This window comes from Actinocorallia aurea, assembly GCF_054783995.1.
Genome location: NZ_BAAGPQ010000011.1, coordinates 73,933 through 99,499, shown reverse-complemented (window position 1 = coordinate 99,499; position 25,567 = coordinate 73,933). Strand labels below are relative to the sequence as shown.

General features: G+C 73.2%; 23 protein-coding genes. 16 read left to right on the top strand and 7 right to left on the bottom strand.

Translation table 11 applies throughout. The annotated features are described in order from the left end of the window. Positions 1-18 precede the first annotated feature (18 nt). A complete protein-coding gene (locus tag ACYVOM_RS12120) occupies positions 19-1,248 on the bottom strand; it encodes a beta-ketoacyl-[acyl-carrier-protein] synthase family protein (RefSeq protein ID WP_460303397.1) in 1,230 nt (409 codons plus the stop codon). A 129-nt stretch (positions 1,249-1,377) separates the two neighbouring features. Between ACYVOM_RS12120 and ACYVOM_RS12115 the strand changes: the two genes are divergently transcribed. Then, positions 1,378-3,738, top strand: coding sequence for a helix-turn-helix transcriptional regulator (locus ACYVOM_RS12115; protein WP_460303396.1), 2,361 nt, complete (start codon positions 1,378-1,380; stop codon positions 3,736-3,738). A gap of 130 nt (positions 3,739-3,868) precedes the next feature. On the opposite strand, the gene ACYVOM_RS12110 is transcribed toward ACYVOM_RS12115, so the two are convergent. Next, positions 3,869-5,119, bottom strand: a complete 1,251-nt coding sequence (locus ACYVOM_RS12110; protein ID WP_460303395.1) for an MFS transporter — start codon at positions 5,117-5,119, stop codon at positions 3,869-3,871. A 66-nt stretch (positions 5,120-5,185) separates the two neighbouring features. Here ACYVOM_RS12110 and ACYVOM_RS12105 point away from each other — a divergent pair, with 66 nt between their 5' ends. From ACYVOM_RS12105 to ACYVOM_RS12080, 6 genes are all read left to right on the top strand, one after another. Continuing rightward, on the top strand, positions 5,186-5,764 hold the full coding sequence (locus ACYVOM_RS12105; protein ID WP_460303394.1) for a TetR/AcrR family transcriptional regulator: 579 nt from the start codon (positions 5,186-5,188) through the stop codon (positions 5,762-5,764). 173 nt (positions 5,765-5,937) lie between these two features. Then, on the top strand, positions 5,938-6,744 hold the full coding sequence (locus ACYVOM_RS12100; protein WP_460303393.1) for a mycofactocin-coupled SDR family oxidoreductase: 807 nt from the start codon (positions 5,938-5,940) through the stop codon (positions 6,742-6,744). A gap of 138 nt (positions 6,745-6,882) precedes the next feature. Next, complete coding sequence (locus tag ACYVOM_RS12095) at positions 6,883-7,257, top strand: DoxX family protein (RefSeq protein ID WP_460303392.1); 375 nt, start codon at positions 6,883-6,885, stop codon at positions 7,255-7,257. Positions 7,258-7,276: 19 nt separating this feature from the next. Then, positions 7,277-8,149: a dioxygenase family protein gene (locus ACYVOM_RS12090; protein ID WP_460303391.1), complete on the top strand. Its 873-nt coding sequence runs from the start codon at positions 7,277-7,279 to the stop codon at positions 8,147-8,149. A gap of 239 nt (positions 8,150-8,388) precedes the next feature. After that, entirely contained in the window at positions 8,389-8,967 is a 579-nt protein-coding gene (locus ACYVOM_RS12085) for a hypothetical protein (protein ID WP_460303390.1), read from the top strand. 82 nt (positions 8,968-9,049) lie between these two features. Beyond that, on the top strand, positions 9,050-9,964 hold the full coding sequence (locus tag ACYVOM_RS12080) for a TIGR03564 family F420-dependent LLM class oxidoreductase (RefSeq protein ID WP_460303389.1): 915 nt from the start codon (positions 9,050-9,052) through the stop codon (positions 9,962-9,964). A 65-nt stretch (positions 9,965-10,029) separates the two neighbouring features. Here ACYVOM_RS12080 and ACYVOM_RS12075 read toward each other — a convergent pair whose 3' ends face one another. From ACYVOM_RS12075 to ACYVOM_RS12065, 3 genes are read right to left on the bottom strand one after another with little or no spacing between them, the layout of a single operon-like run. Next, positions 10,030-10,836, bottom strand: coding sequence for an NAD(P)-dependent oxidoreductase (locus tag ACYVOM_RS12075; RefSeq protein ID WP_460303388.1), 807 nt, complete (start codon positions 10,834-10,836; stop codon positions 10,030-10,032). A gap of 58 nt (positions 10,837-10,894) precedes the next feature. After that, a complete protein-coding gene (locus ACYVOM_RS12070) occupies positions 10,895-12,097 on the bottom strand; it encodes a CaiB/BaiF CoA transferase family protein (protein ID WP_460303387.1) in 1,203 nt (400 codons plus the stop codon). Then, positions 12,094-13,554: an aldehyde dehydrogenase family protein gene (locus ACYVOM_RS12065; RefSeq protein ID WP_460303386.1), complete on the bottom strand. Its 1,461-nt coding sequence runs from the start codon at positions 13,552-13,554 to the stop codon at positions 12,094-12,096. The genes ACYVOM_RS12070 and ACYVOM_RS12065 overlap by 4 nt, the downstream gene beginning before the upstream one ends. Positions 13,555-13,726: 172 nt before the next feature. Between ACYVOM_RS12065 and ACYVOM_RS12060 the strand changes: the two genes are divergently transcribed. The 5 genes from ACYVOM_RS12060 (at position 13,727) to ACYVOM_RS12040 (ending at position 18,016) form a co-directional block, all read left to right on the top strand. Then, positions 13,727-14,446, top strand: a complete 720-nt coding sequence (locus ACYVOM_RS12060; protein WP_460303385.1) for an SDR family NAD(P)-dependent oxidoreductase — start codon at positions 13,727-13,729, stop codon at positions 14,444-14,446. Between the two features lie 193 nt (positions 14,447-14,639). Beyond that, positions 14,640-16,298 (top strand): thiolase C-terminal domain-containing protein, encoded by a 1,659-nt coding sequence (locus ACYVOM_RS12055; protein WP_460303384.1) that lies wholly within the window; start codon positions 14,640-14,642, stop codon positions 16,296-16,298. A gap of 70 nt (positions 16,299-16,368) precedes the next feature. Further along, entirely contained in the window at positions 16,369-17,187 is an 819-nt protein-coding gene (locus ACYVOM_RS12050; protein WP_460303383.1) for an NAD(P)-dependent oxidoreductase, read from the top strand. 19 nt (positions 17,188-17,206) lie between these two features. Next, positions 17,207-17,518 carry a putative quinol monooxygenase gene (locus ACYVOM_RS12045; protein WP_460303382.1) on the top strand — a complete coding sequence of 104 codons (312 nt, stop codon included), beginning with the start codon at positions 17,207-17,209 and terminating at the stop codon, positions 17,516-17,518. Positions 17,519-17,605: 87 nt separating this feature from the next. Continuing rightward, complete coding sequence (locus ACYVOM_RS12040; protein WP_460303381.1) at positions 17,606-18,016, top strand: SRPBCC family protein; 411 nt, start codon at positions 17,606-17,608, stop codon at positions 18,014-18,016. Between the two features lie 13 nt (positions 18,017-18,029). Here the strand turns inward: ACYVOM_RS12040 and ACYVOM_RS12035 are convergent, their stop codons facing one another. Further along, positions 18,030-18,734, bottom strand: a complete 705-nt coding sequence (locus tag ACYVOM_RS12035) for an alpha/beta hydrolase fold domain-containing protein (protein WP_460303380.1) — start codon at positions 18,732-18,734, stop codon at positions 18,030-18,032. Further along, positions 18,724-19,443: an enoyl-CoA hydratase/isomerase family protein gene (locus ACYVOM_RS12030; RefSeq protein ID WP_460303379.1), complete on the bottom strand. Its 720-nt coding sequence runs from the start codon at positions 19,441-19,443 to the stop codon at positions 18,724-18,726. Before ACYVOM_RS12030 ends, ACYVOM_RS12035 begins: the two co-directional genes overlap by 11 nt. 236 nt (positions 19,444-19,679) lie before the next feature. Here ACYVOM_RS12030 and ACYVOM_RS12025 point away from each other — a divergent pair, with 236 nt between their 5' ends. The 4 genes from ACYVOM_RS12025 to ACYVOM_RS12010 are packed head-to-tail and all read left to right on the top strand — an operon-like array spanning position 19,680 to position 25,564. Beyond that, a complete protein-coding gene (locus ACYVOM_RS12025) occupies positions 19,680-21,218 on the top strand; it encodes an AMP-binding protein (RefSeq protein WP_460303378.1) in 1,539 nt (512 codons plus the stop codon). 37 nt (positions 21,219-21,255) lie between these two features. Next, entirely contained in the window at positions 21,256-22,434 is a 1,179-nt protein-coding gene (locus ACYVOM_RS12020; protein ID WP_460303377.1) for an amidohydrolase family protein, read from the top strand. Next, entirely contained in the window at positions 22,431-23,867 is a 1,437-nt protein-coding gene (locus tag ACYVOM_RS12015; RefSeq protein ID WP_460303376.1) for a FadD3 family acyl-CoA ligase, read from the top strand. Before ACYVOM_RS12020 ends, ACYVOM_RS12015 begins: the two co-directional genes overlap by 4 nt. After that, positions 23,864-25,564 (top strand): methylmalonyl-CoA mutase family protein, encoded by a 1,701-nt coding sequence (locus tag ACYVOM_RS12010; RefSeq protein WP_460303375.1) that lies wholly within the window; start codon positions 23,864-23,866, stop codon positions 25,562-25,564. The genes ACYVOM_RS12015 and ACYVOM_RS12010 overlap by 4 nt, the downstream gene beginning before the upstream one ends. Positions 25,565-25,567: the final 3 nt, after the last annotated feature.

The following is a 25,567-nucleotide window of genomic DNA, read 5'->3' as shown; positions in this document are numbered from 1 at the left end:
TTCTGATCCTTTCATCGGTCAGTCGGGTCGGGTGAAGGCCAGGACGACGTTGTGCCCGCCGAACCCGACCGCGTTGGCGAGCACCGCCGCAGGGCCGTCCGGAAGCGCACGCGGCTCACCGCGCACCAGGTCAAGGGCCACGTTCTCGTCCGGGTGCGCGAGGTTGGCGATCGGCGGGAGCAGCCCGTCGCGCAGCGCCAGCACGCCGACCAACGCGCCGAGCGCGCCCGCGCCGCCGAGCAGATGGCCCGTCGTCGACTTCGAGGCGGTGACGGCCACCGCGCGCGCGGCGGGGCCGAGCGCCGCCTCGATGCCGCGCGCCTCGGCCACGTCGCCCAGCGGGGTGCCCGTCGCGTGCGCGTTCATCGCGACCACCCGCTCCGGCGGCAGCCCCGCCGCGTCCAGGCAGCGCGTGACGGCCTTCGCGAGGCCGGTGCCCTCGGCCGAAGGCTGGACGATGTCGTGCCCGTCCGCCGAGTGGCCCGCGCCGGCCGCGACCGCGAGAACACGCGCGCCCCGGGCCAGCGCCGACTCCTCCGACTCCAGGACGAGCACGGCGGCGCCCTCGCCGAGCACGAACCCGTCCCGGTCCCGGTCGAAAGGCCGCGAGGCGCTTTCGGGATCGCCGTTGCGGGTGGACATCGCCCGCATCGCGCCGAACGCCGCCATCTGCAGCGGATGGATGCAGGACTCCGCGCCGCCCGCCACCACCACGTCGGCCCGTCCCGCCCGGATCATGTCCGCCGCGTATCCGAGCGCCTCCGCGCTCGACGCGCACGCGCTGACCATCGCGTGCACGCCCGCCCGCGCGTCGAACTCCCGGGCCACCTGGACGGCCGGCCCCTGCGGACCCTGGCGGAAGAACGCGAGCGGCGACAGCGCCTCCCACCCCTGCTCGCGGAGCACGTCGTAGCCGTCGAGCGCGCTGTGCAGCCCGCCGATCCCGCTGGCCACCACCGCGCCGAGCCTTTCGGGATCGACCGCCCCTCGCCCGGCGAGGCCCGCGTCCCGCATCGCCTCGCGCGCGGCCACGAGGGCGAGCCGCTGGCACCGGTCCAGTTCGTCGTCTCCGACGGGCTCGGCGGCGGCCCGCGCGGCGATGCGCACGGGCAGCCCCTCGGCCTCCGCCCACGTGAGCGCCCCGACCCCCGACCGTCCGGCGAGCATCCCCTGCCAGGTGGAGGCCGCATCACCTCCCAGCGGGGTGGTCGCACCCAGCCCTGTGACGACGACACGGGTCGGCTTCATGGTGTTCCTCCTGTAAAGGCGTGCGGCGGTGAGCCGCGGGGCCTGTATCGGGTCGGGTCCCGGGATCGGGATGATGAAGAGCCGCCCCGGAAGGGGCGGGCGCGCGGCGGGAGGGAAGAGGTGCCGACGATGGGGTTCGCCGACGGGACGCCCGGGGGAGCGATCCCCGCATGCGCCGGGGACCGTGCGCGGGCGGGGCGGATCGGCGGTGAGGCGCTGCGTGCGCTGCGCGACGGGCAGGGCGGCGCCCTCCTCGTCAGCGGGACGCCCGGCATGGGCAAGACCGCGTTCCTCGACGGGCTGCGCGCCCGCGCCGCGCACGACGGCGTCCGCTGCCTGTCCGCCCTGGCTGAGCCGGCCGACCGGGAGCGGCCGCTGTCGCTCGCCGCCCAGTTCACGACCGCCGCGCGTGCCCCTGCGGTGGACGATCTCGGCGGGTTCGTGGCGTTCGTGCACGCCATGTCGGACGGCGCGCCCCTTCTCCTGTGCGCCGACGACGTCCAGGACGCCGACGCCGCGTCCCTCGCCTGGCTGCGCCACGTGGTCCGCCGCCCGGATCTTCCGGGCGTCCTCGTCGTGCTCGCCTCCCGAGACCACGCCCTCGCCGCGCGCTTCCTCGGCGGCCCCGTCCGCGTCGTCCGGCTGACGCCCCTCTCCGTGCGCGACACCGCGAAGGTCCTCGCCGAAGCGGGAGTTCCCGGTGGCCGCGCCGCCGACTGGCGGCAGGTCGCCGGCGGCAACCCGCTCCTGCTGCGCGCCCTCCTCACCGATCACGCGACGGCCGCTCCCGTCGGCGACGCCGCGGACGATCCCGCCGACGCCGCGGGCGACCCCGCAGACGCCGCGGCCGCGTCCGGCGACGGGCCGCGGCCGGGGGAGTTCTTCGCGCTGGCCGTGGCGTCGCTGCTGGACGGCACCGCGGGGAGGGCCGCCGAAGGGCTCGCCGTGCTGCGCGCGACAGCCACTCCCGTCAGGCTTGAGCGGCTGCTCGGGCTGGCTCCGGGAACGGCGGCGGTGGCGCTCGGCGAACTCGCCGGACTCGGCCTGACCGACGGTCGGCTGGGGAAGGCCGTGCGGGAGGCCGTCCTTCGCCGGATGGGCCGGGCCGAGAGGGCCGCGCTGGAGCGGGACGCGGCACGGCTCCTGCACGCCGAGGGAATGCCCGCGGAGGTCGTCGCTCGGCACCTCGTCGCCGCCGGGGGCGTCGCCGGGGAGTGGGCGGTGCGGACCCTGCGCGAGGCCGCGGACACCGCCCTGCGCGCGAACGAGCCCGATCGGGCGCTGGCCGTGCTCGGCTCCGCTCGCGACGCGGCGCGTCCCGAGATCCGCGCCGACCTCGCGCGGGCCGCCTGGGAACTCGACCCCGCCTCGGTGCGCGGCGCCTGCGACGCGCTGCTCGCCGACCACCGGCGCGGCGCGCTCGACCGCGACCAGGTGCTCAGGCTCGTTGGCTACCTGCTGTGGCACGGCCGGCCGGGCGAAGCGGGCGAGATCCTCGCCGCTCAGGACGCCGACGCGGGTTTCACGGAGATGCGGCTCTGGTTCGCCTACGCATATCCGGGGCACGGCCTGCGCCACCGGGTCGGCGCGTCCCCCGACGGGCTCCGGCCGCCCGCCGGGATCCGGGCACTCGACCCGTACCGCGACGGCGCCCTCGTCCTGCACGCACTGATCTCCGACGGTCCCACCGAAGGGGCCACGGAGGCCGGGGAGAGCCTGCTGCAAGGACTTTCGCCCCGGGTGTTCCCCGTCGCGCCCGCGATCGCCGCGCTCGCCTCGTTCGTCAGGGCGGCCCGCCTCGACCTCGCCGAAGCCTGGTGCGAGCGGCTCCGCGCCGCCGCGCGGGACCGCCCGCCCCTCGCGCGGGCGGTCCTCGCCGCGGCGAGCGCGACGGTCATGGGCCGGAGCGGGTCCTGGGAGGTCGCCGCGCGGCGCGCCGACGAGGCGCTCGGCCTGGTGTCCCCGGGAGCGTGGGGCGTCGTCGCGGGCATCCCGCTCGCCGCCAAGGCCTGGGCCCGCACCGCGCTCGGCGACCACGACGGGGCGGCTGCGTGCTTCGCGGAGCCGGTGCCCGCGGCGATGTTCGAGGCGCTGCCCGGCCTGCACTACCTGCACGCGCGGGGCGGCCACCACCTCGCGACCGGCCGCCGCCGCGCCGCGCTCGCCGACTTCTCCGCCTGCGGCGACCTCATGGCGTCCTGGCGGCTCGACCTGTCGGCGGCCCTCTCCTGGCGGGAAGGCGCCGCGGAGGCGCTGACGGCGCTCGGCCGTCCAGGCGAGGCCGACGCGCTGCTGCACGGGCGCAGGCCCGATCCGGAGGCGCTGAGCGAGGCGGAGCGCCGTGTCGTCAGGCTCGCCCGCGCGGGCCGGGGCAACCGCGAGATCGCCGAGCTGCTGTTCGTCACGGTCAGCACCGTCGAGCAGCACCTGACACACGCCTACCGCAAGCTCGGCGTCCGCGGCCGGAGCGGGCTGCCCGACGACGTCTGACCCGGTGTGCGCCGGCACTCGCCCTCCCGGCCCGCTCGGCTGCTGACGGCAGGACGCTAGGCGGTGCGCCGGGGGCGGGAGAACCCCTGTCCGGGCCGGGCCGACCCCAGAACCCGCGCTAGGGGCCGGGTCAGCGCAGCGGTTCGGGCTCCGGCGCCGCCATTGGGCGTGGGGCGGTGGCCGGGGTGAGGAAGAAGGCCGTGGCGAGGAAGGCGAGCGGGACGAGCATCGCGCCGCGGAGGCCGACGGTCTCGCCGAGGTAGCCGAGGGCGGGCGGGCCGGCGAGGAAGGCGACGTAGCCGATCGTGGAGACGAGGGCGACGCGGGCCGCGGAGTCGGGGCCGGATTCCCCGGCGGCGGACAGCGCGACGGGGAAGCCGAGCGCCGCGCCGAGGCCCCACAGGATCACCGCGGCACCGGCCAGCACCTGGCTGTCGGAGCCCGCGACGATGGCCAGGCCGATGATCCCGGAGACCGCGCTCGCCGCCAGCACCTTGGCCGTGCCCCACCGCCGCAGCACGGGCCCGCCCGCGAAGCGGCCGGCGGTCATGGCCGCCGCGAACACGGTGTAGACGGCGGAGCCGAGGGCCGGATCGAGGCCGTGCCCGTCGACCATGAGGAGCGGCAGCCAGTCGTTGGCGGAGCCTTCCGCGAGCGCCATGGCCAGGATGACGCCGCCGATGGCCAGGAGCCGGGCGTCGCGCCACGGCGCCGCGCCCCGGACGGCGGTCTCGGCGGTCGTGCGCGGGGATCGCCCGGTGCCGTCGGGGACGCGCGGGATCGCGCACGCGAAGACGCCGAGGGCGACTGCGCCGACGAGGACCAGATGCCAGACGACGGAGAAGTCCACGGCCGTGAAGCCGATCCCGGCGAGGGCGCCGACGACGGTCCCGAGGCTGAAGCAGCCGTGCAGGACGGGCAGGACGGGCCGGGAGATGACCCGCTCGACGTCCGCGCCCTCGACGTTCATCGCGACCTCGGCGCAGCCCATGCCCAGGCCGAACAGGAAGAGCCCGAGGGCGACGAGCCAGCCCGCGCCCAGCGCCGCGCCGAGGCCGACGAGGGGCATGGCCAGGACGACGGCGAGCATCCCTCCGACGATCACCTTGCGGGCGCCGAGCCGGGCGACGAGCGGGCCGGAGCCGAGGATGCCCAGCATCGAGCCGACGGACAGCCCGAACAGGACGAGCCCCATCTCGGCGGTGGACGCGCCGAGATGGTCGCGGATGGCAGGGGTGCGGGTGACCCAGGAGGCGATGCTCAGCCCGGGGATGAAGAACAGGGCGTACAGGGCGAAACGGCGTTGTGTGATGGCGTTGGGCACGAGGAATTCCCAGGCGAGCAGGGCGAACAGGACGAGCGAAGGGGCAAGTGTGGACAAATGTACACACTTTCCTCGGAGAGTTCGGCGCCCCTACGATCGAGGCACGGCGGGAGGGAGGATGGAATGGGCGGCGCACGGCGCGGGGCGGGTGATCCGCAGCGCAAGGTCCGCATCCTCGGGGCCGCGCTCGAGGTGATCGCCGAACGCGGCGTGCACAAGACCACCCACCGCCTCATCGCCGAGCGCGCGGAGGTGCCCCTCGGCTCCCTCACGTACTACTTCGACGGCCTTGAGACGATCTTCGAGCAGGCCTTCGCGCACCTGGCCGAAGAGATGGCGCGCGACTACCGGGAGGCCCTCGCCGGCGCGGGGGACGGGGCCGCGGCGTGCGAGGCCGTCGCCGACCTGATCTGCGGCCCCGAGTACGCCTCGCCCCGTGAGATGACGCTCCTGTTCGAGATGTACTCCTTCGCCACCTTCAACGACGCCGTCGCCGACCTCATGCGCCGCTGGCTCCGCGCCAGCAGGGCCTCCCTCGCCCTGCACTTCCCCCCGGCCGCCTGCCGCGCGCTGGACGCCCTCGTCGAGGGGTGGTCCCTGCACCGGATCGTCGAGCGGGAGCCCCTCGACCGCGCAGCGGTCCTCGCCGCGGTGACGGCCATCGCCGACCGCTTCGGCCCCGGGCCCTCCGGCTCCGTCTGAGCGGTCCGGCCATCGGGCCGGTGCATAACGTGTGCATTGTGCACTTTTGTGTCAGTAAGGGCTTGTGGTGGGTGGGGTGGCCTGGGAAGCTGGGTGACACGTTTCAACGGCTCGGCCGGGTCGCGGCACGAGTGGTCGGGGCGTGCGCCGGGCCTCTCGATGAGGAGGCAGACGTGGGGCGTCTGGACAACAAGGTCGCGTTCATCACCGGTGCGGCGCGCGGGCAGGGGCGGGCGGAGGCCGTGCGGCTGGCGTCCGAGGGCGCGGCGATCATCGCGATCGACATCAACGGCTCGGCCAGCGAGTACGTGAAGTACGCCCCGTCGACCCAGAGCGACCTCGACGAGACGGTCCGGCTGGTCGAGGAGGCCGGGGGCAAGATCCTCGCCAAGCAGGCCGACGTACGCGACCTCGCCGCGATCCAGGCGGTCGTCGACGAGGGCGTCGCGCTGTTCGGCGGACTCGACATCGTGGTCGCCAACGCGGGCATCGTGAACTACGGCCGCACCTGGGAGATCACCGAGGAGCAGTGGCAGGACGTCCTGGACACCAACCTCACCGGTGTCTGGAAGACGATCAAGGCCACCGTGCCGACCCTCATCGCGCAGGGCCGGGGCGGCTCGATCATCATCACCAGCTCCGTCGCGGGCCTGAAGGGCCTGCCCTTCCTCGCCCACTACGCCAGCTCCAAGCACGGCGTCGTCGGCCTGGCCAAGGTCCTCGCCAACGAGCTGGGCGAGCACGACATCCGCGTCAACACCGTGCACCCGCACGGCGTCGCGACCGGCATGAACGACTCCTCGATGACCGACTTCCTCGCGACGTCGCCGATGCTCGGCCCGATCTTCATGCCGACCCTGCCCTACCAGGTGGTCGAGGCCGAGGACATCGCGAACATCGTCGCGTTCCTCGCCTCCGACGAGGGCAAGTTCATCACCGGCGCGCAGCTGCCGGTCGACCTCGGCGCGCTCAACCGCTGACCCGTCGAGCCTGCGCCCCCGGCCTTCGGCCGGGGGCGTTCTGGTTTTCCGGCCCGCCGATCAACTTGACGCTTCAAGTGAACCGCGCCTAGGTTGACACTTGAAAGTTCAAGTGACCCCCGCCAGATCGGAACCCCCGTGAACCTCGCACTGTGGATCGTCGCCGGGCTGCTCGCCGCGGCCTTCCTCGGCGCCGGAGCGATGAAGTCGCTCCAGCCCAAGGAGAAGCTCGCCGAGTCCGGCCTCAAGTGGACCGAGGACTACTCGGCCGGCGCGGTCAAGGCCATCGGCGTCGTCGAGGTCCTCGGCGCGGTCGGCCTCATCCTGCCCGCCGTGCTCGACATCGCGCCGATCCTCGTCCCGCTCGCCGCGACGGGCCTGGCGATCACCATGGTCGGCGCGATCGTCGTGCACGTGCGCCGCAAGGAGAACCAGGCGCTCCCCGCCAACGCCGTGCTGCTGCTCCTCGCGGTCTTCGTCGCCTGGGGCCGCTTCGGCCCGCACGCCTTCTGACCCTCGACGAGAGACCGGCATGATCTTCAACCCCGAAGTCCCCGCGGGGGCCTACGACGCGTTCCTGCCCGAGGCCCTCGTCCGGGCCCGCGCGCAGCGCCCGTGGACCCCCGCCGACGGGCCGCTGCCCGCCCTGTACCTCAGCCACGGCGCGCCCCCGCTGTTCGACGACGGCCCCTGGATGCGCGAACTCCAGGACTGGGCGCTGGCCCTGCCGAAGCCGAAGAGCGTCCTCATCGTCTCCGCCCACTGGGAGGCGCCCCGCCTCTGCCTGTCGGCCCCCGAGGCGAACACCCCGCTCGTCTACGACTTCGGCGGCTTCGACCGGCGCTACTACGAGATGAGGTACCCGACGCCGGACGCGACGGGCCTGGCCGGACGGGTCGCCGCGATGATGCCGGACGCCGACCCCGTCCACCGGCACCGCTCGCGCGGCCTCGACCACGGCGCCTGGGTCCCGCTCATGGCCATGTACCCGCTCGGCGACGTGCCCGTCCTCCAGCTCAGCATGCCCACCCAGGACCCGAACCGCCTCCTCGCCCTGGGCGCCCGCCTCGCCCCGCTCCGCGAGGAGGGCGTCCTGGTCATCGGTTCGGGCTTCATGACCCACGGCCTCCCCTTCATGACCCGCGACATGCTCGAAGGCAAGGTCCCCACGTGGTCCTCCGACTTCGCCACCTGGGCCGGGGAGGCCCTCTCCCGAGGCGACGTCGACGAACTCGCGGCCTACCGCGACCGAGCCCCCGGCATGCCCTACGCCCACCCCACCGCCGACCACTTCATCCCGCTCTTCGTCACCCTGGGCGCGGGCGGGAGGCCCGACGCCGGCATCCGCACCACCATCGACGGCTACATGATGGGCTTCTCCCGGCACAGCTTCGAGACGGTCTGACCGTCTTCGGATGCGCGAGTCCGGGCACGCGGGGCCAGGGCGCGAAAAAGCCCCCGGGCCCGTTGCACGTCGGGCCCGGAGGCATGCCCAGCCTAGCGGCTCCCCGCCCGGGAGGCGGACCGGTTTCACGGCAGGGGACGGGCGAGCCCCGTCACACTCCGGTGCTGCCGTCCGGTTGACCGGGCCCTGCGGTTCTGCCAGGATCTGACCCTTTTCGGGGTGTCGGAGAGGGGTGCCGCATGGGCGGGGACATGATCGGGCGGCGGCTGCGGAAGGCCGCCGGGGCGGGCGCGCTCCTGGCGCTCGCCGTCGCGGGCGCCGTCGGCTGCGCCGCGGAGGAGCCGACGGCGCCCGAACCCGTGGGCCCGCCCGCGGGGGTGACGTTCGAGGCGGGCGGCCCGGAGGCCATGCGGTCGTCGGCCGCGCAGGCGATCACGAAGATCCGCGAGAAGGACGCCGCGGGGCTCGCCGCGCTCGATCTCGACGCGTTCAGCGGTGAGCACGGCGGGGCGCAGTCCGAGGCGGGTGCGCGCTGGCTGGTGGACAGCTTCGCCGAGCCCCTGTCCGGCGACGTCTCCGTCGCGTTCGAAGAGCAGTCCACCGCGGGTGACTCGGCCTGGTTCGCCTGCCTGTCCTACGGCTCGCCGAAGCGGGAGCTGGCCCTCGGCTTCGTCGCCTACAACGTGAAGGACAAGCCCGCCGAATCCGAGGTGACCTACTACTTCCCCGCGAGCACCTACCCCACCGAGGGCGAGCCGTCCTACGAGGCCGCGGGTCCCGAGTCGTTCTGCCGTTCCGGCTGGCTCCGCACCGGGTGACGGCCGGGTCCGGCCGGAAAGCCGCCGGACGAACGGGAATGCATGCTTAACCCATCGGGTTGGTCGGGTTATGACTCTTGGTGTGGTGATCCCGGTGACCGGGACGGCGAACGCCGTCGACGCCGCGGTGGAACGGGCCCGTGCGGCGCGTGAGGCCGGCGTCTCCTCGGCGTGGTTCTCTCAGCAGTTCGCCTACGACGCGATAGCGCTCGCGGGCATCGTGGGACGCGAGGTGCCCGGCCTGACGGTCGGGACCTCGGCGGTCCCGGTGTTCGGAAGGCACCCCCTACTGGTCGGCGCGCAGGCGCAGACCAGCCAGGCGGCCACGGGCGGCAGGTTCGCGCTCGGCCTCGGCCTCGGCGCCCCGGTGTTCGTGGAGCAGGTGTTCGGCGAGGCCTACGCGCGCCCGATCACGCGGCTCCGCGAGTTCCTCACGGCGCTGCGCGCCCACCTGGCCGACGGGACCGTCGACTTCGAGGGGGAGCTGCTGACGGCGCGCACGCCGCTGCCGTCCGCGCTGCCGGGCGCCTCTCCGGCGGTGCCGGTGTACGTCGCGGCGATGGGCCCGCAGGCGCTGCGCGCGACCGGGGAGCTCGCCGACGGCACGCTGCCGTTCCTCGCCGGGCCGAAGGCCCTCTCCGAGCAGATCGTGCCCCGGCTGACCGCCGCCGCCGAGGCCGCGGGACGGCCCGCGCCGCGCGTGATCGCGTTCGTCCCCGCCGTCGTCACCGAGAAGGCGGACGAGGCCCGCGAGGCCGCCGCCCGGCAGACCGCGTTCTACGACCAGATCCCGTCCTACCAGCGCGTCATCGGCTGGTCGGGCGCGTCGAAGGCCGCCGATCTCGTCGAGATCGGCGACGAGGAGGCCGTCGCCGCCGCGATCGCCCGCTACCGCGACGCGGGCGCCACCGACGTCGTCCTCACCCAGACCGACCTCGCGGGACCGGAGGCCACCGCCCGCACGCTGCGCCTGCTCGGCGACCTGTCCTCCGCCTGACCGGCCGACTCCGCCTACCGGCCGCCGCGGACGGCCCCCGACGGAAGGGGCCGTCCGCGCGCGGGTCAGGGGTCGACGCCGTCCAAGGAGGCGAGGACGGTGTGGGCGGGGGACAGGGCGCCGAGGTCGGCGCCCAGTTCGGCGGCCAAGGCACGGGCCACAGCGAGGTCCTTGCCCAGGAACGGGCCCGCGGTGCGGGCGAACTCGGCGACCGAGCGGCGGGAGGCGACCCCGGCGAGGGCGCGGCTCGCGGAGCTGGCGTGGGGGAGTGCGTCGAGGAGGGCCTCCTCGGGGACGCCCAGGGCGGCGGCGAGCCGGACGGCGTCGGCGAGGAGGCCGATGTGTGCGGCGAACAGGGCGTTGTTGACGAGCTTGACGCGCTGGCCCGCACCCAGCGGTCCGACGTGCAGGATCGGGTCGCCATAGGCCGCGAGGACGGGGCGAGCCTGGTCCAACGCCGGGTCGGAGCCGCCCGCGAAGAGCGTCAGCCGGCCCGCCGCGATGTCGTGCGGCCCGCCGCTGACGGGCACGTCGAGAACCTCGACCCCGCAGCCCGCGGCCCGCGCCGCCAAATCCTCGGCGGTGCGCGGGCTGCCGGTCGTGTGCAGCACCAGCACGGAGCCCTTCGGCATCACCGCGACGAGCCCCGGCCCGACGTCGCGTACCTGCTCGTCGGAGTACAGGCACACCACGACCGCGTCCGCCCCCGCCGCCGCCTCCACGACGGACGCGACGGGGGCGGCCCCGTCCCCCGACAGCGCCTCGCGCGCCCCGGCCGTGCGGCCGAGCGCCCGCACCTCGTGCCCGGCCGCGACCAGCCGGCCGACCATCGGACGGCCCATCCGCCCCGCCCCGACGAATCCGACGCGCATCACGCACCTGCCTTTGCTGTGTGGGCCCGGCCCGTCGGACCGGGCGGGGAGGGCGCGGTCAGGTGACGGCGCCCGCGGCCTTGAGGGCGATGATGCGGTCCCAGTCGAAGCCGAGTTCCTGGAGGATCTCCTCGGTCTGGGCCGCGAACTCCGGCGCGGCGGCCGGGGCGGGCGCGGCCACGTCGAACTGGACGGGGTTGGCGACGAGGTCGAGGCCGCCCGCCCGGATCAGGTACTCGTTCGCGCGGATCTGGGCGTCTCCGGCGACCTGGAGGGTGTCCTGGACGGGCGCCCACGGCCCCGCGAGGGTCGCGAACGCGTCGGTCCACTCGGCGAGGGTCCGGCTGCCGAGGACCTCCCGCAGGATCTCGACGGCGTCGCCGGTGTGCTCCGCGATCAGTTCGGCGGTGGCGAAGCGCGGGTCGTCGATGAGCTCGGGACGGTCGATGTGGCGGCACACGTCGGCCCAGAACTTGCCCGGTTGGAGCATGACGAACGACAGGTACCGCCCGTCGGACGTCCGGTACAGCCCGGACAGCGGATTGGCGAGGGAGGCGTGCCCGCCCGTCACCGGCGCCTCCCACGGCCGGTCGAGGAGCTGGGAGAGCGCGATCGCGTGGCCCATCGCCCACAGGCCGCTGCCGAGCAGCGACACGTCCACGACCGACGGCTCCCCGGTGCGCTCGCGCCGGAACAGCGCGGCGGCGATCCCCCCGGCGAGGTTGGTGCCGGAGATCGTGTCGCCGTAGGCGGGCGTCGGGCTGACGAGCCCCTCGACGTTCGGCGGCGTGATGCTCGCGGCGGTCGCGCCGCGCGACCAGAAGGCCGTCATGTCGTAGCCGCCCTTGTCGGACTCCCTCCCGCGCGGTCCCAGCGCGCTTCCCCGCGCGTAGATCGCCTTCGGGTTGACGGCCCGGACGTGCGCGACGTCGATCTCGAACTTCTCCCGCGCCGAGGGCAGGAAGCTGGTGAGGAAGACGTCGGCGCGCGCGATCAGCTCCTTGAGCAGCTCGCGCCCCTCGGGCACGGACATGTCGAGCCCGATGCTGCGCTTGCCCCGGTTGGCGTGCGCGACGTTCGGGTTCTCCTCGCCCTCGACCCGGAACGACCCGGTCTGGCGCAGGCCCCGCTGCGGGTCGCCGTGCACCGCGTGCTCGACCTTGATGACCTCGGCGCCCCATTCGGCGAGCACCGCGCCGGCGGACGGGACGAACCCGTACATCGCCACTTCAAGGACGCGGATGCCTTCGAGCGGCCTCACTTGGCCACCGCCGCGAAGGTCTTGGTCTCCAGGAACTCCTCAAGGCCGTCGCGGCCCATTTCCCGTCCTATCCCGGACTGCTTGTAGCCGCCGAAGGGCGCGTCCGCCGCGAAGTAGTTGCCTCCGTTGATGGAGAACGTGCCCGTGCGGATCCGCCGGGCGACGGCGACGGCCCGCTCCTCGTCGGCGCCGAACACCGCTCCGGAGAGGCCGAACGCCGAGTTGTTGGCGATGCGGACCGCGTCGTCCTCGTCGGTGTAGGGGATGACGGCGAGGACGGGCCCGAAAACCTCCTGCTGGGCGATCTCGCTGTCGGGGTCGACGCCGGCGAGGAGGGTCGGCTCGTAGAAGAAGCCCGGGTCGATGGGGTTGCCGCCGCACACCAGCCTCGCCCCTTCGGCGACCGCGCGCTTGACCATCGCGTCGACCTTGGCGCGCTGCTTCGCGCTGATGAGCGGGCCCATGTAGGTGGCCGGGTCGGTCGGGTCGCCGACCTTCACCCGGGCCATGCCCCCGGCGACCATCTCGACGATCTCGTCGTGCCTGTCGCGCGGCACGAGGAGCCGGGTGGTGAGCGCGCAGCCCTGGCCGGAGTGGGCGCAGACCATGAACGCGGCGAACATCGCGGTGGTCATGACGTCGGCGTCGTCCAGGACGATCATCGCGGACTTGCCGCCGAGCTCCAGGAAGGTCCGCTTCAGGCCGTCGCTCGCGGCCTTCATGATCTGCTTGCCGACGGCCGTCGAGCCGGTGAAGGTGATGACGTCCACGTCCGGGTGCGTGGTGAGGGCCGCGCCGACCTCGGCGGAGGAGGAGCTGAGCACGTTGACGACGCCCGGCGGGATGTCGGTGTGCTCGGCGATGATCTCGCCGAGGGTGAGCGTGGTGAGCGGCGTGTCCGGCGCGCCCTTGAGCACGACGGTGCAGCCCGCGGCGAGCGCGGGGGCGAGCTTCGCCAGCGCGAGCTGGTTGGGGTAGTTGTAGGCGATGATCGCCGCGACCACTCCGGCGGCCTCCCGCTCGACCCAGCGGCGGTGCCGCTGCCCGCGGATCTCCAGCTCGCCCAGGTCCTCGCTCAGCGGGTAGGACCGCAGCAGGTCGGCGTAGTAGCGCACGATGCCGATGGGCTCGTCGAGCTGGGCGCCGTGGGTGAGCGCGCGGGTCGCGCCGACCTCGGCGATGGTGATGGCGCGCAGCTCCTCGGCGTGCTCCACGAGCGCGCGGTGCAGCTGGTCGAGGCAGCGCACGCGCAGCGCCACGTCGGTCGGCCAGTCCGTCTCGTCGAACGCGCGCCGGGCGGCGGCGACGGCCGCGGCGGCGTCGGCGGGGGTGGCGTCGGGCGCGTGGCCGAGCACCTCGCCGGTCGCGGGGTTGAGCGTCGGGAACGTGCCAGCGGCGTCCACGAGCTTGCCGTCGATGAGCAGCCGCCTCGCGGCTGCCGCGTCCTCAGATCCCATGCTGCCTCTCCTCCTCGACTGCGGTGGAAACTATATTCTCACAAACTGCAAATCAAGCCTCCGTCTGGCGAGAATGAACACAGGGCTTCCGGAGCGGAGATCGCGAGAGTACTGTTCTCGTATTCGGAAGGGAGATTCTTGTGATGTGGACGAGGCTCGACGAGGTGCGCCCGTGACCAACGCGATCGTCACCGGAGGCGGCTCCGGCATCGGCCAGGCCATCGCCGCGCGGCTGCGGGCCGACGGGCTGACCGTCGCCGTGCTCGACCTGAACCCCCCGTCCGTCAGAACGGCGAGCGCAGAGCACGCCTACAAGGCCGACGTGTCCGACCGCGACCAGGTCGAGGCCGCCTTCGCCGCGGCCCGCGCCGACCTCGGGCCCGTCACCGTGCTGGTGAACGCCGCGGGCGTCGACGGGTTCCAGCGCTTCTCCCGGATCTCCTTCGAGAAGTGGCAGCGGATCATCGACGTCAATCTGAACGGCGTCTTCCACTGCGTCCAGACGGCGCTGCCCGACATGGAGGCCGCGGGCTGGGGCCGGATCGTCAACATCTCCTCCTCCAGCGCGCACTCCGGCCAGCCCTACATGACGCACTACGTCGCCGCGAAGTCCGCCGTCAACGGGCTCACCAAGGCGCTCGCGCTGGAGCTCGGCCCGGCCGGCATCACCGTCAACGCGGTGCCGCCCGGCTTCATCGACACGCCCATGCTGCGCAAGGCCGAGTCGCGGGAACTGCTCGGCGGCACCATCGAGGACCACATCCAGCGGACCCCCGTCCGCCGCGTCGGACGCCCCGAGGACATCGCCGCCACCTGCGCCTTCCTCGTCTCGGAGGAGGCCGGCTACATCACCGGCCAGATCATCGGCGTCAACGGCGGCCGCAACACCTGACCGGCGGGCCGCAGCACCAGACCGCCCGACGCGTTCGGGCCCGCCGGACCCGGCGCGGTGCGTCAATCGCGGGCGAACCCGCGCCGGGTCCGGCGACACCGCCGTCCGGGGCGGGAGCCATGCCCGCCCCGGACGGTGCCATGGACGACGGCCCGGACCGCCCCGGGCCCGCCGCGAGACCGAGGAGAGCAGCGTGACCCCGTCCCCCGAGCGGCCCTTGCCGGAACCGACCCTCCAGAACGCGTTCTTCTGGACGTCGGGGGCCGACGAAAGGCTCCGCTTCGCCTCGTGCCAGGCGTGCGCGGCGCTCATCCACCCGCCGCAGCCCGTCTGCCGGTACTGCCGGAGCACCGAGCTCGGCGTGCGGGAGGTCTCCGGCCGGGCGACCCTCATCGGGTTCACCGTGAACCACAGGTTCCCGGCGCCGGGCCTGCCGACCCCGTTCACCATCGCGCAGGTGGCGATCGAGGAGGACCCGCGGGTCCGGCTCACCACCAACATCGTCGGCGCGGAGCCCGAGGACCTTTCCCTCGGCCTGCGGATGGAAGTGGTCTTCGAGGAGCACGGGGACGTCTGGCTGCCGCTGTTCCGGCCCGCCGAGGACCAGTCGGGGCCCGTCCCCGTCGTGCACGACGCGATCGAGCCGGAGCGCTTCGGCGAGCACGTCCGGCCCATGATCCGCACGGAGAAGTTCGAGGACAAGGCGGCCCTCACCGGCATAGGCATGTCCCCTATCGGGCGGCGCCTCATGGTCGATCCGCTGTCCCTCACCGTCGAGGCGTGCAGGCGCGCGGTGGAGGACGCCGGGCTCACCTTCGACGACATCGACGGCCTCGCGACCTATCCGGGCGGCGGCGCCTTCGGCGGGTTCTCCGAAGGCGGCGTCACGGCGCTGGAGGCGGCGCTCGGCATCCGTCCCGTCTGGCACCAGGGCGGCCCCGAGACGTTCGGGCCCGGCGGCTCGCTCATCGGCGCGATGCTCGCCGTCGCGGGCGGCCTCGCCCGGCACGTCCTGTGCTTCCGGACGCTCTGGGAGGCCACCTCGATGGAGCTGATGCGGCGCAGGCCGCCCGCGCGTGCGTCGAACCGGGTCGACGGGTGGCTGAAGCCCTACGGCGCGATGTCCGCCGCGCACACCCTCGCCATGAACGCACAGCGGCATTTCCAGCGCTACGGGACGACCCGGGAGACCCTCGGCTGGATCGCCCTCAACCAGCGCGCCAACGCGGCACTGAACCCTACGGCCGTCTACCGCGACCCCATGACGATGGACGACTACCTCAACGCCCGCCCCATCACGACCCCGTTCGGCCTGTACGACTGCGACGTCCCCTGCGACGGGGCCATCGCCGTCATCGTCTCGGCCGCCGACGCGGCCCGCGACCTCGCCAAGCCGCCCGTGCTCGTCGAGGCGGTCGGCACCCAGATCCTCGAACGCCCCGAATGGGACCAGAGCACCCTCACGCACGAGCCCCAGGTCCTCGGCCAGTCCGCCCACCTGTGGACCCGCACCGACCTGCGGCCCTCCGACGTGGACGTCGCCGAACTCTACGACGGCTTCACCTTCAACTGCCTGTCGTGGCTCGAAGGCCTCGGGTTCTGCGGCATCGGCGAGGCCGGGGACTTCCTCGACGGCGGCAAGAACATCGCCCGCGACGGCGTCATCCCGCTCAACACGCACGGCGGCCAGCTCTCGCACGGCCGCACCCACGGCATGGGCCTGGTCCACGAGGCGGTCGCCCAGCTGCGCGGCGAGGCGGGCGAGCGGCAGGTCACGGGCGCCCGCGTCGCGGTCGTGAGCAGCGGCGGCCTCACGCCGAGCGGCGTGATGCTGCTGCGCACCGCGGGCTGAGACGTCCGCCCACACCTTTGGGCCGCGCCGCACGGCGCGGCCCCAGCCGAAGACGAAGGAGACTCCACCGATGCGCGTCGGATTCATCGGCCTCGGTTCCCAGGGCGCGCCGATGGCGCGCCGCATCGCCGAAGCGGGCCACCCCACGACGCTGTGGGCGCGCCGCCCCGAGGCGCTCGAACCGTTCGCGGGCATCCCCGCCGCGGACTCGCCCGCCGCCCTCGCCGCGGCCAGCGACGTCGTGTGCGTGTGCGTGGTGAGCGACGCGGACGTCGAAGAGGTGGTCGAGGGCCCGCACGGGATCCTCGCGGGCCTGGCCCCGGGCGGCGTCGTCGTGGTGCACAGCACCGTCCACCCCGACACGTGCGCCCGTCTCGCCGACCTGGCCGCCAAGCAGGACGTCGCCCTTGTGGACGCGCCCGTGAGCGGCGGCCCGGCCGCCGCGGAGGCGGGCCGCCTGCTGGTGATGGTCGGCGGCGACCCCGACGTGGTGGAGCGCTGCCGCCCGGTGTTCGCCTCCTACGCCGACCCCGTGATCCACCTGGGCCCGCTCGGCTCCGGCCAGCTCACCAAGCTCCTCAACAACACCCTCTTCACCGCCAACCTGGCCGCCGCCGCGGGCACCCTGGCCCTGGGCAGGTCCCTGGGCGTGGACCCGGTGAAGCTCGCCGAGGTGGCCAGCCACGGCAGCGGCGCCAGCTTCGCCCTGGGCCGCGTCCAGGCCGCCGGAGGCACCCTGGCCCCCATGTCCGGCAAGGCGGGCCCCCTCCTGCTCAAGGACGTCACCCTTCTCGCCGACCTCCTCGCCGCCGCCGGCGCCCCCGCCACCATCGCGCTCACCGCCGCCGACGAGGCCCTCGCCCAGATGGGCAACCCGCGCGTCCGCTGACCGCGCCTAAGGTGGGGTCATGAGCGGGATCGGACGCATCATGACCATGCAGGCGCGGCCCGGCAGGGGCGAGGAGCTCGCGAACCTGCTGCTCAAGGTGGCCGAGGGCCTCCAGGGGTTCCCCGGCTGCGAGCTCTACGCGATCACCCGGGAGGACGCGGACGCCGACACCGTCCGCGTCATCGAGGTGTGGCGCGACGCCCAGGCCCCGGAGGCCGCCCTGTCGGCCCCCTCGACCGGCGGCCCTTCCCCCGCCGACGTCCTGGCCCTCCTCGCCGGGCCGCCCGAGCGCGTCGACCTCACCGTGCTGGGCGGCGCGGGGCTGTCCTGACCGGCCGGGGCCACAAGGGCGCGGTCGTCGCGGGCGTGTCCGATTCCTTCAAGATCTGCGGAGCGATCGGTCGGTAGCGTCGTCGGTGTGAACGAGAGCAGCGGTGAATCGCGTCATCTGAGCGTCCGCATCGGCCGGCCGGTCGAGGAGGTGTACGCCTACGCCTCGAACCCGGCGAACCTGCCCGCCTGGGCGCACGGCCTCGGCGGCACGATCGAGCGGATCGGCGACCAGTGGGTGGCGGACTCCTCGCCGCTGGGCCGCGTCGTCGTGGAGTTCGTGCCCGCCAACACCCTGGGCGTCCTCGACCACGACGTCACGCTCCCGTCCGGCGAGACCGTCCACAACCCCGTCCGGGTGCTCGCCGACGGCCCGGCGAGCGAGGTCGTCTTCACCCTGCGGCGGCAGCCGGGCATGACCGACGCCGACTTCGCGAACGACGCCGCCACCGTCACCGCCGACCTCGCCCGCCTGAAGGACCTCCTGGAATCCTCCTGACCCGTCCGGCGCGTCAGGAGGACGTGGGAAGGCGGGCGGCGAAGCCCGCCATGAAGGCCGCGGTGGCGCCGGGGGAGCGGTGGCCGAGGTGGGCCGAGTCGGGCAGGACGCGCAGTTCGACGGGGACGGCGGAGCGGGCGGCCTGGGCGGAGAAGGCGAGGCTGTCGTCGATGAAGGGGTCGGTGCCGGCGACGAGGAGCTGCACCGGGGGCAGGCCGTGGAGGTTGGCGAAGAGGGGGCTGAGGAGCGGGTCGGCCGGACTGGCGCCCGCGGCGTAGGCCTTGGCCTCCGCGCGGAGGGCGGCGGCGTCGTAGGCCGGGTCGGCTCCGGCCTTGACGGCGATGCTGGGGGCGTCGAGCGTGAGGTCGAGGACCGCGGAGGTCAGGATGGCCGCGCGCGGCATCGGCGCGCCCAGGTCGCGCAGCCGGACCAGCAGCGATGCGGCGAGGCCCGCGGCGAGCCGTTCGCCCGCGACGACGACGCTGCCGAGCGTCCGGCTGTACTGGTAGGCGGCCTGGGCGTCTTGGAGAGCGGCGGGGTAGACGGGACGGAACCTTCCGCACACGACCGTCGCGCCCGTCAGCGCGCTCAACCGGCCGGCCGCCTCCAGCCCGGCGTCTTCCGCGGCGGACAGCCGCAGCAGCACCATGCCGCTGGGGAAGTCCGGGTGGACGACGGGGCCGAAGGGGGTCGTGTCGACACGCGCTTCACTTGCCACGGTTCATCACCTTCTCGACGGCGTTCCAGTGGGCGTCGGCGGCCCACAGCCGGGCGAACTCCCCGGCCGACTCCTCGGCGGTGACACCCGGTTCGGTGACCCGCTTCAGCTCCACGCCAGGCCCGTCGGCGAGCGCGCGGGCGAGGGCCCGCCACCCGTCGGCGAACCCGGCGCGCGGCACCACCTGGTCGACGAGCCCGATCCGCTCGGCCTCGGCCGCGTCGAGGACCCGGCCCGTCCCGGCGAGGAGGATCGCCCTGCCGCGTCCGACGAGCCCGGCCAGCCGCTCCGCGCCGCCCCACGCCGGCATGATCGCCAGGGTGGACTGGGTGAACCCGATCCGGACGTCGTCGGCCGCGTAGCGGAGGTCGGCGGCCACCGCGACCTCGGCGCCCCCGCCGATCGCGTGCCCGTTGAGGGCGGCGATGACGGGCGCGGGGAAGGCCGCGATCCTGTCGCACACGCCGCGCATGCGCAGCGCCATCGCGCTCGCCTGCTCCTCGGTGCGCAGCAGGGCGAGTTCCTTGAGGTCGCCGCCCGAGACGAACGCGCGGTCCCCGGCCCCGGTGACGACGAGGGCGCGGGCCCCCTTGGCCGCGTCGAGCGCGTCGTCGAGTTCGTCCATGGTGGCCGGGGCGATGGCGTTGCGCACCTCGGGCCGGTTGATGGTGATGACCGCGAGTCCGCGGTCGAGTTCGAGATCGACCATGAGGTTCTCCAAAACCGATAGTGCCGTTCTCGCCGAGCGCGAACATCGTATCTGGCGCGGTGCTTCCGCTCCAGCCCGGGAGTCCGACGATCAGTGTGCCTCACGGGTCCGCGCGGACGGGAGGGCGGGTGGTTGTGATCTTTCGCAAGCGCGCGAGGCCGTGCCGAGACGGCTGTGGTATTCAAACTCTCTCGGTGGGAGAGTTTGATTCTCACCCCTGAGAGGAGCAGCACGAGATGAGGAAGATCCCCGCTGAGCTGGTGCGGAGGTACGAGGCCGAAGGATGGTGGACCCGGGAGACGATCGGCGATCTGCTCGCCCGGGGCCTGGCCGCCGCTCCCGGCGCGGAGTTCCGGGTCCACTCCGACGTCCGCCCTTACACCGGCACCTTCGCCGAGGTGGAGGACGTCGCCCGAAGGCTCGCCGCCGGGCTGCGCCGCCGAGGGGTCGGCCCCGGGGACGTGGTGGTCTTCCAGCTCCCCAACTGGATGGAGGCGGCCGCGGTCTTCTGGGCGTCGGCCTTCCTCGGCGCGGTCGTCGTGCCCGTCGTGCACTTCTACGGACGCAAGGAACTCGGCTACATCCTCGACCACGTCGAGCCGAAGGTGTTCATCGGCCTCGACCGGTTCGGCCGCCTCGAATTCCACGACGACCTCGCCGCGCGGGTCCCCGTCGTCGGCGTCGTCGGCAGGGACTTCGACGACCTCCTCGACCCCGAACGCCTCGAAGGCGTCCTCCCCGTCGACCCCGACGCCCCCGCCCTCATCGCCTTCACCTCCGGGACGACCCGGGACCCCAAGGGCGTCGTGCACAGCCACCGCACCCTCGGCCACGAGACCCGCCAGCTCTCCGCCTGGTACCCGCCGGAGCGGGGAGCCCAGCTCACCGCCGCACCCGTCGGCCACTTCATCGGCATGGTCAACGCCTTCCTCATCCCCGTCCTGGACGGCTCGCCCGTCAACCTCGCCGACGTGTGGGACCCGGGCAGGGCCCTCGCCCTCATGAGGTCCGACGACCTGCGCGTCGGAGGGGGCGCGACGTACTACATCACCAGCCTCCTCGACCACCCTGACTTCACCCCCGCCCACCTCCCCGCGATGAGGTACGCGGGCCTGGGCGGCTCGTCCGTGCCCTCGGCGATCACCTCGCGCCTCGCCGGCCTCGGCATCACCGTGTTCCGCTCCTACGGCAGCACCGAGCATCCGTCCATCACCGGCGCGGCGCACACCGCGCCCGAGGAGAAGCGCCTGTTCACCGACGGCGCGGTGCTGCCCGGCGTGGAGCTGCGGCTGGCGGAGAACGGTGAGATCCTCAGCCGCGGCCCCGACCTCTGCCTCGGCTACACCGACCCCGCGCTGACCGCCGCCGCGTTCGACGCCGAAGGCTGGTACCGCACCGGCGACATCGGCGTCCTCGACGACGACGGCTACCTCACCATCACCGACCGCCTCGCCGACTTCATCATCCGTGGCGGCGAGAACATCAGCGCGCTGGAGGTCGAGGAACTCCTCCTCACCCTCGACGGCGTGGCCGAGGCCGCGGTCGTCGCGGCTCCCGACGCGCGTCTGGGCGAGCACGCCGCAGCGGTCCTGCGCATGCGCCCCGGCGCGGACCTGCCGAGCCTGGACGAGATGCGCCACCACCTGGAGAAGGAGGGCCTGGCCAGGCAGAAGTGGCCCGAGGAGATCCACGGCGTGGCCGACTTCCCGCGCACGCCCAGCGGCAAGATCAAGAAGTTCGTGCTCCGGCGCGATATTGCCATGCGCGCCAAGTGAGAATAGCATTCTCATAGATCGCAAAGGAGGATCTGCTATGGCTTCGCGTGCGCTGCCCTATCCGCTCTTCGACGCGGACAACCACCTGTACGAGACGCGGGAGGCGCTCACCAAGTACCTGCCCGAGGAGTACCGGGGCGTCATCGAGTACGTCGACGTCCGCGGCCGCACCAAGATCGCCATCCGCGGCCACATCAGCGAGTACATCCCCAACCCGACCTTCGACAAGGTCGCGCGCCCCGGCGCGATGGAGGAGTACTTCCGCGTCGGCAACCCCGAGGGCAAGGACCGCCGGGAGATCTTCGGCAAGGCGATGGACGCCATCCCCGCCTTCCGAGAGCCCGGCCCGCGCCTGGCGCTCATGGACGAGATGGGCATCCACCAGACGCTCATGTTCCCCACGCTCGCGAGCCTCATCGAGGAGCGCATGCGGGACGACCCGGCGCTCATCCACGTCGTCATCCACTCGCTCAACCAGTGGCTGCACGAGACCTGGTCCTTCAACTACCAGGACCGCATCTTCACCACCCCCGTCATCACCCTCCCGTTCGTCGACAAGGCGATCGAGGAACTGGAGTGGGTCGTCGAGCGCGGCGCGCGGGCCATCCTGATCCGCCCCGCGCCCGTCCCCGGCCTCGGCGGGTCCCGCTCGTTCGGGCTTGAGGAGTTCGACCCGTTCTGGGAGAAGGTCGTCGAGCACAAGCTGCTCGTCGCGCTGCACTCCTCGGACTCCGGCTACAGCCGCTACGCCAACGACTGGGAGGGCGGCAACCGCGAGTACCTGCCCTTCGCGCCGAACGTCTTCCGCATGATCGGCGAGTGGCGGCCCATCGAGGACGCGGTGTCGGCGCTCATCTGCCACGGCGCGCTCTCCCGGTTCCCGGACCTGAAGGTCGCGGTCATCGAGAACGGCGCGTCCTGGGTAGGCCCGCTCATCAAGACGCTGAAGGACCTGTACAAGAAGATGCCGCACCAGTTCCTCGAGGACCCGGTGAAGGTGCTGCGCCGGCAGGTCCACATCAGCCCGTTCTGGGAGGAGGACATGGCCGAGCTCGCCGACCTCATCGGCGTCGAGCGCGTCCTGTTCGGCTCGGACTACCCCCACCCCGAGGGCCTGGCCGATCCCGTCACCTACGTGGACGAGCTCAAGGGCCTCTCCGAGGAGGACCAGGCCAAGATCATGGGCGGCAACATGGCCAGGCTGATCGCGGGATGACCCCCCTGCCCTGGGACACGATCCCCCGCATGGTGCTGAGCGCGGCCGACCGCTTCGGCGACGCCGAAGCCGTCGTCGACGGCCCGCTCAGGCTGACGTTCGCCGAGCTCACCGAGCGGATCCGCGTCGCCGCGGGGGCCTTCGCGTCCGCCGGGGTGGACAAGGGCGACAGGGTCGCGCTGTGGGCCCCGAACTCCGCCGAATGGATCATCGCGGCGTTCGGGGCTCTCACCGCGGGCGGCGTCCTCGTCCCGGTGAGCACCCGCTTCAAGCAGCGGGAGGCCGAGGACGTCATCGTGCGCAGCGGCGCGAAGCTGCTGCTCGTCCAGGAAGGCTTCCTCGGCCAGGAGTACGCCGCGCCCGAGGGCGTGCCGCTCCTGGATCTGAAAGGCGGGTTCCTCGCCGACGGAAAGCCGTTCCAGCGGGACGTGGCCGCCGACGACATCGCCGACATCATCTTCACGTCGGGGACGACGGGGCGGCCCAAGGGCGTCATGATGCGGCACGCCCAGAACCTGCGGCTGTACGCCGAGTGGTGCGACCAGGCCCAGCTCCGCGAGGGCGACCGCTACCTCATGGTGAACCCGTACTTCCACACGTTCGGGTACAAGGCGGGCATGATCGCGTCGCTGATCCGCGGCGCGACCATGCTGCCCGTGCCCGTCTTCGACGTGGACACGGTGCTCGACCTCGTGGAGCGGGAGAAGGTGACGGTCCTGCCCGGTCCGCCCACCCTCTACCACTCGCTGCTCGCCGCGCCGCCGGGCCGCGACCTTTCGACCCTGCGGGTCGCGGTGACGGGATCGGCCGACATCCCCGTCGAGCTCATCCGGCGGGTCCGCGAGGAACTGCCATTCGAGCACATCATGACCGGCTACGGGCTCACCGAGGCGGGGACGGCGACCGCGTCCCGCCCCGGCGACACCTTCGAGCAGATCGCGACGACCGTCGGCACCCCCTGCGACGGCGTCGAGATCCGCATCGCCGAGGACGGCGAGGTCCTCATCCGCGGCTACACCGTCATGGCCGGGTACCTCGACGACCCCGACGCCACCGCCGAGGCGATCGACCCCGACGGATGGCTGCGCACCGGCGATCTCGGCGAACTCGACGACGGCGGCCGACTGAAGATCATCGGCCGGAAGAAGGACATGTTCATCGTCGGCGGGTTCAACGCCTACCCGGCCGAGATCGAGGGGTTCCTCATGGAGCATCCCGCGATCGCGCAGGCCGCCGTCGTGCCCGTCCCGGACGAGCGGCTCGGCCAGGTCGGCAAGGCGTTCGTCGTGCCGCGCGGCGAGGTGAGCGCCGCGGAGATCATCGCGTGGAGCCGCGAGCGGATGGCCGGGTACAAGGTGCCGGCCTCCGTCGAGTTCCGCACCGAGCTGCCGCTGGGCGCCACCGGCAAGGTCGACAAGGCGCTCCTGCGATGACGCACCGGACCGGACCGGTCGTGCACGGTCCGGTCCCGGACCCGTTCTGCACCGTCCGGGTTCACCGAACCGTCGCCGGGCGGCCCGAGGCCCGCCCCGAGAGAGAAATGTGGACGATGACCGACCCCCTGGCCCAGACCTCGTCCGGCATCCCGGTGAAGCCCGTCTACGGGCCCGCCGACCGGCCCGTGGAGCCGCCGGACCCCGGCGTCTTCCCCTTCACCCGAGGCAACTTCCCCACCGGCTACCGGGGACGTCTCTGGACGTTCCGCCAGTACTCGGGCTTCGGGACGCCCGAGGAGTCCAACGCCCGCTACCGGTACCTGCTCGACCAGGGCGGCACGGGCCTGTCCGTCGCGCTGGACCTGCCGACGCAGTGCGGCTACGACTCCGACGACCCCGAGGTGGGGGAGGAGGTCGGCCGGGTCGGCGTCGCGGTGGACACCCTCGCGGACGCCGAGATCCTCTTCGACGGCATCCCCCTCGACAAGATCAGCACGAGCTTCACCATCAACGGGACCGCCGCGATCCTGCTCGCGTTCTACGTCGCCGCCGCCGAGAAGAAGGGCGTGCCGCGCACGAAGCTGACGGGCACGATCCAGAACGACATCCTCAAGGAGTACGCCTCGCGCGGCACCTGGATCTGGCCGCCGGAGCCGTCGCTGCGCCTCATCGCCGACACCATCGAGTTCTGCGCCGCCGAAGTGCCCCGGTTCAACGCGATCTCCGTCGCGGGCGCGCACTTCCGGGACGCGGGGGCCAACGCAGTCCAGGAGATGGCCTTCACGCTCGCCGACGGCGTCACCTACTGCGACACCGTCATGGAACGCGGACGCATGACGATAGACAAGTTCGCGCCCCAGATCTCCTTCTTCTTCTACACCCACGGCGACTTCTTCGAGGAGATAGCCAAGTACCGCGCCGGACGCCGCCGCTGGGCGACGATCGTGCGCGAGCGGTACGGGGCTTCCAGCGACAAGGCGTCCATGTTCCGGTTCGGGTGCGTCGCGGGCGGCGCCTCGCTCTACGCGCCGCAAGCGCAGAACAACCTTGTCCGGGTCGCCTACGAGGCGCTCGCTTCGGTGCTCGGCGGCGTCCAGTCGATGTTCACCGCCGCGTGGGACGAGCCGTTCGCGCTGCCCAGCGAGGAGTCCGCGACGCTCGCGCTGCGCACCCAGCAGATCCTCGCGCACGAGACCGGCGTCGCCCGCGTCGCCGACCCGCTCGGCGGCTCCTACTTCATCGAGGCGCTCACCGACGAGACCGAGGCGCGCATCAAGGAGATCATGGCCGATCTCGAAGCGCACGGCGGCATGGTCCGCGCCATCGAGGACGGCTATCTCCAGGGGCTCATCGCCGACGAGGCGTACAAGCTGCACAAGGAGGTCGAATCGGGCGAGAAGCCCGTCGTCGGCGTCAACAGGTTCGTCTCCGACGAGCCCGCGCCCGACCTCGCCACCTACGAACTCGACGCCGAAGGCCGCGCCCGCCAGTTGGAACGCCTCGCGAAGGTGAAGGCCGACCGCGACGGCGGCCTCGTCAAGGAGACCCTCGCGGCGCTCTCCCGGGCCGCCGAAGGCACCGAGAACCTCATGGGCCCGCTCATCGAGTGCGCAGGCGCCTACTGCACCGTCGGGGAGATCACCGCGGCGCTGAAGGCGGTCTGGGGCGAGTTCCGGCAACCCGTCGTTTTCTGAGTG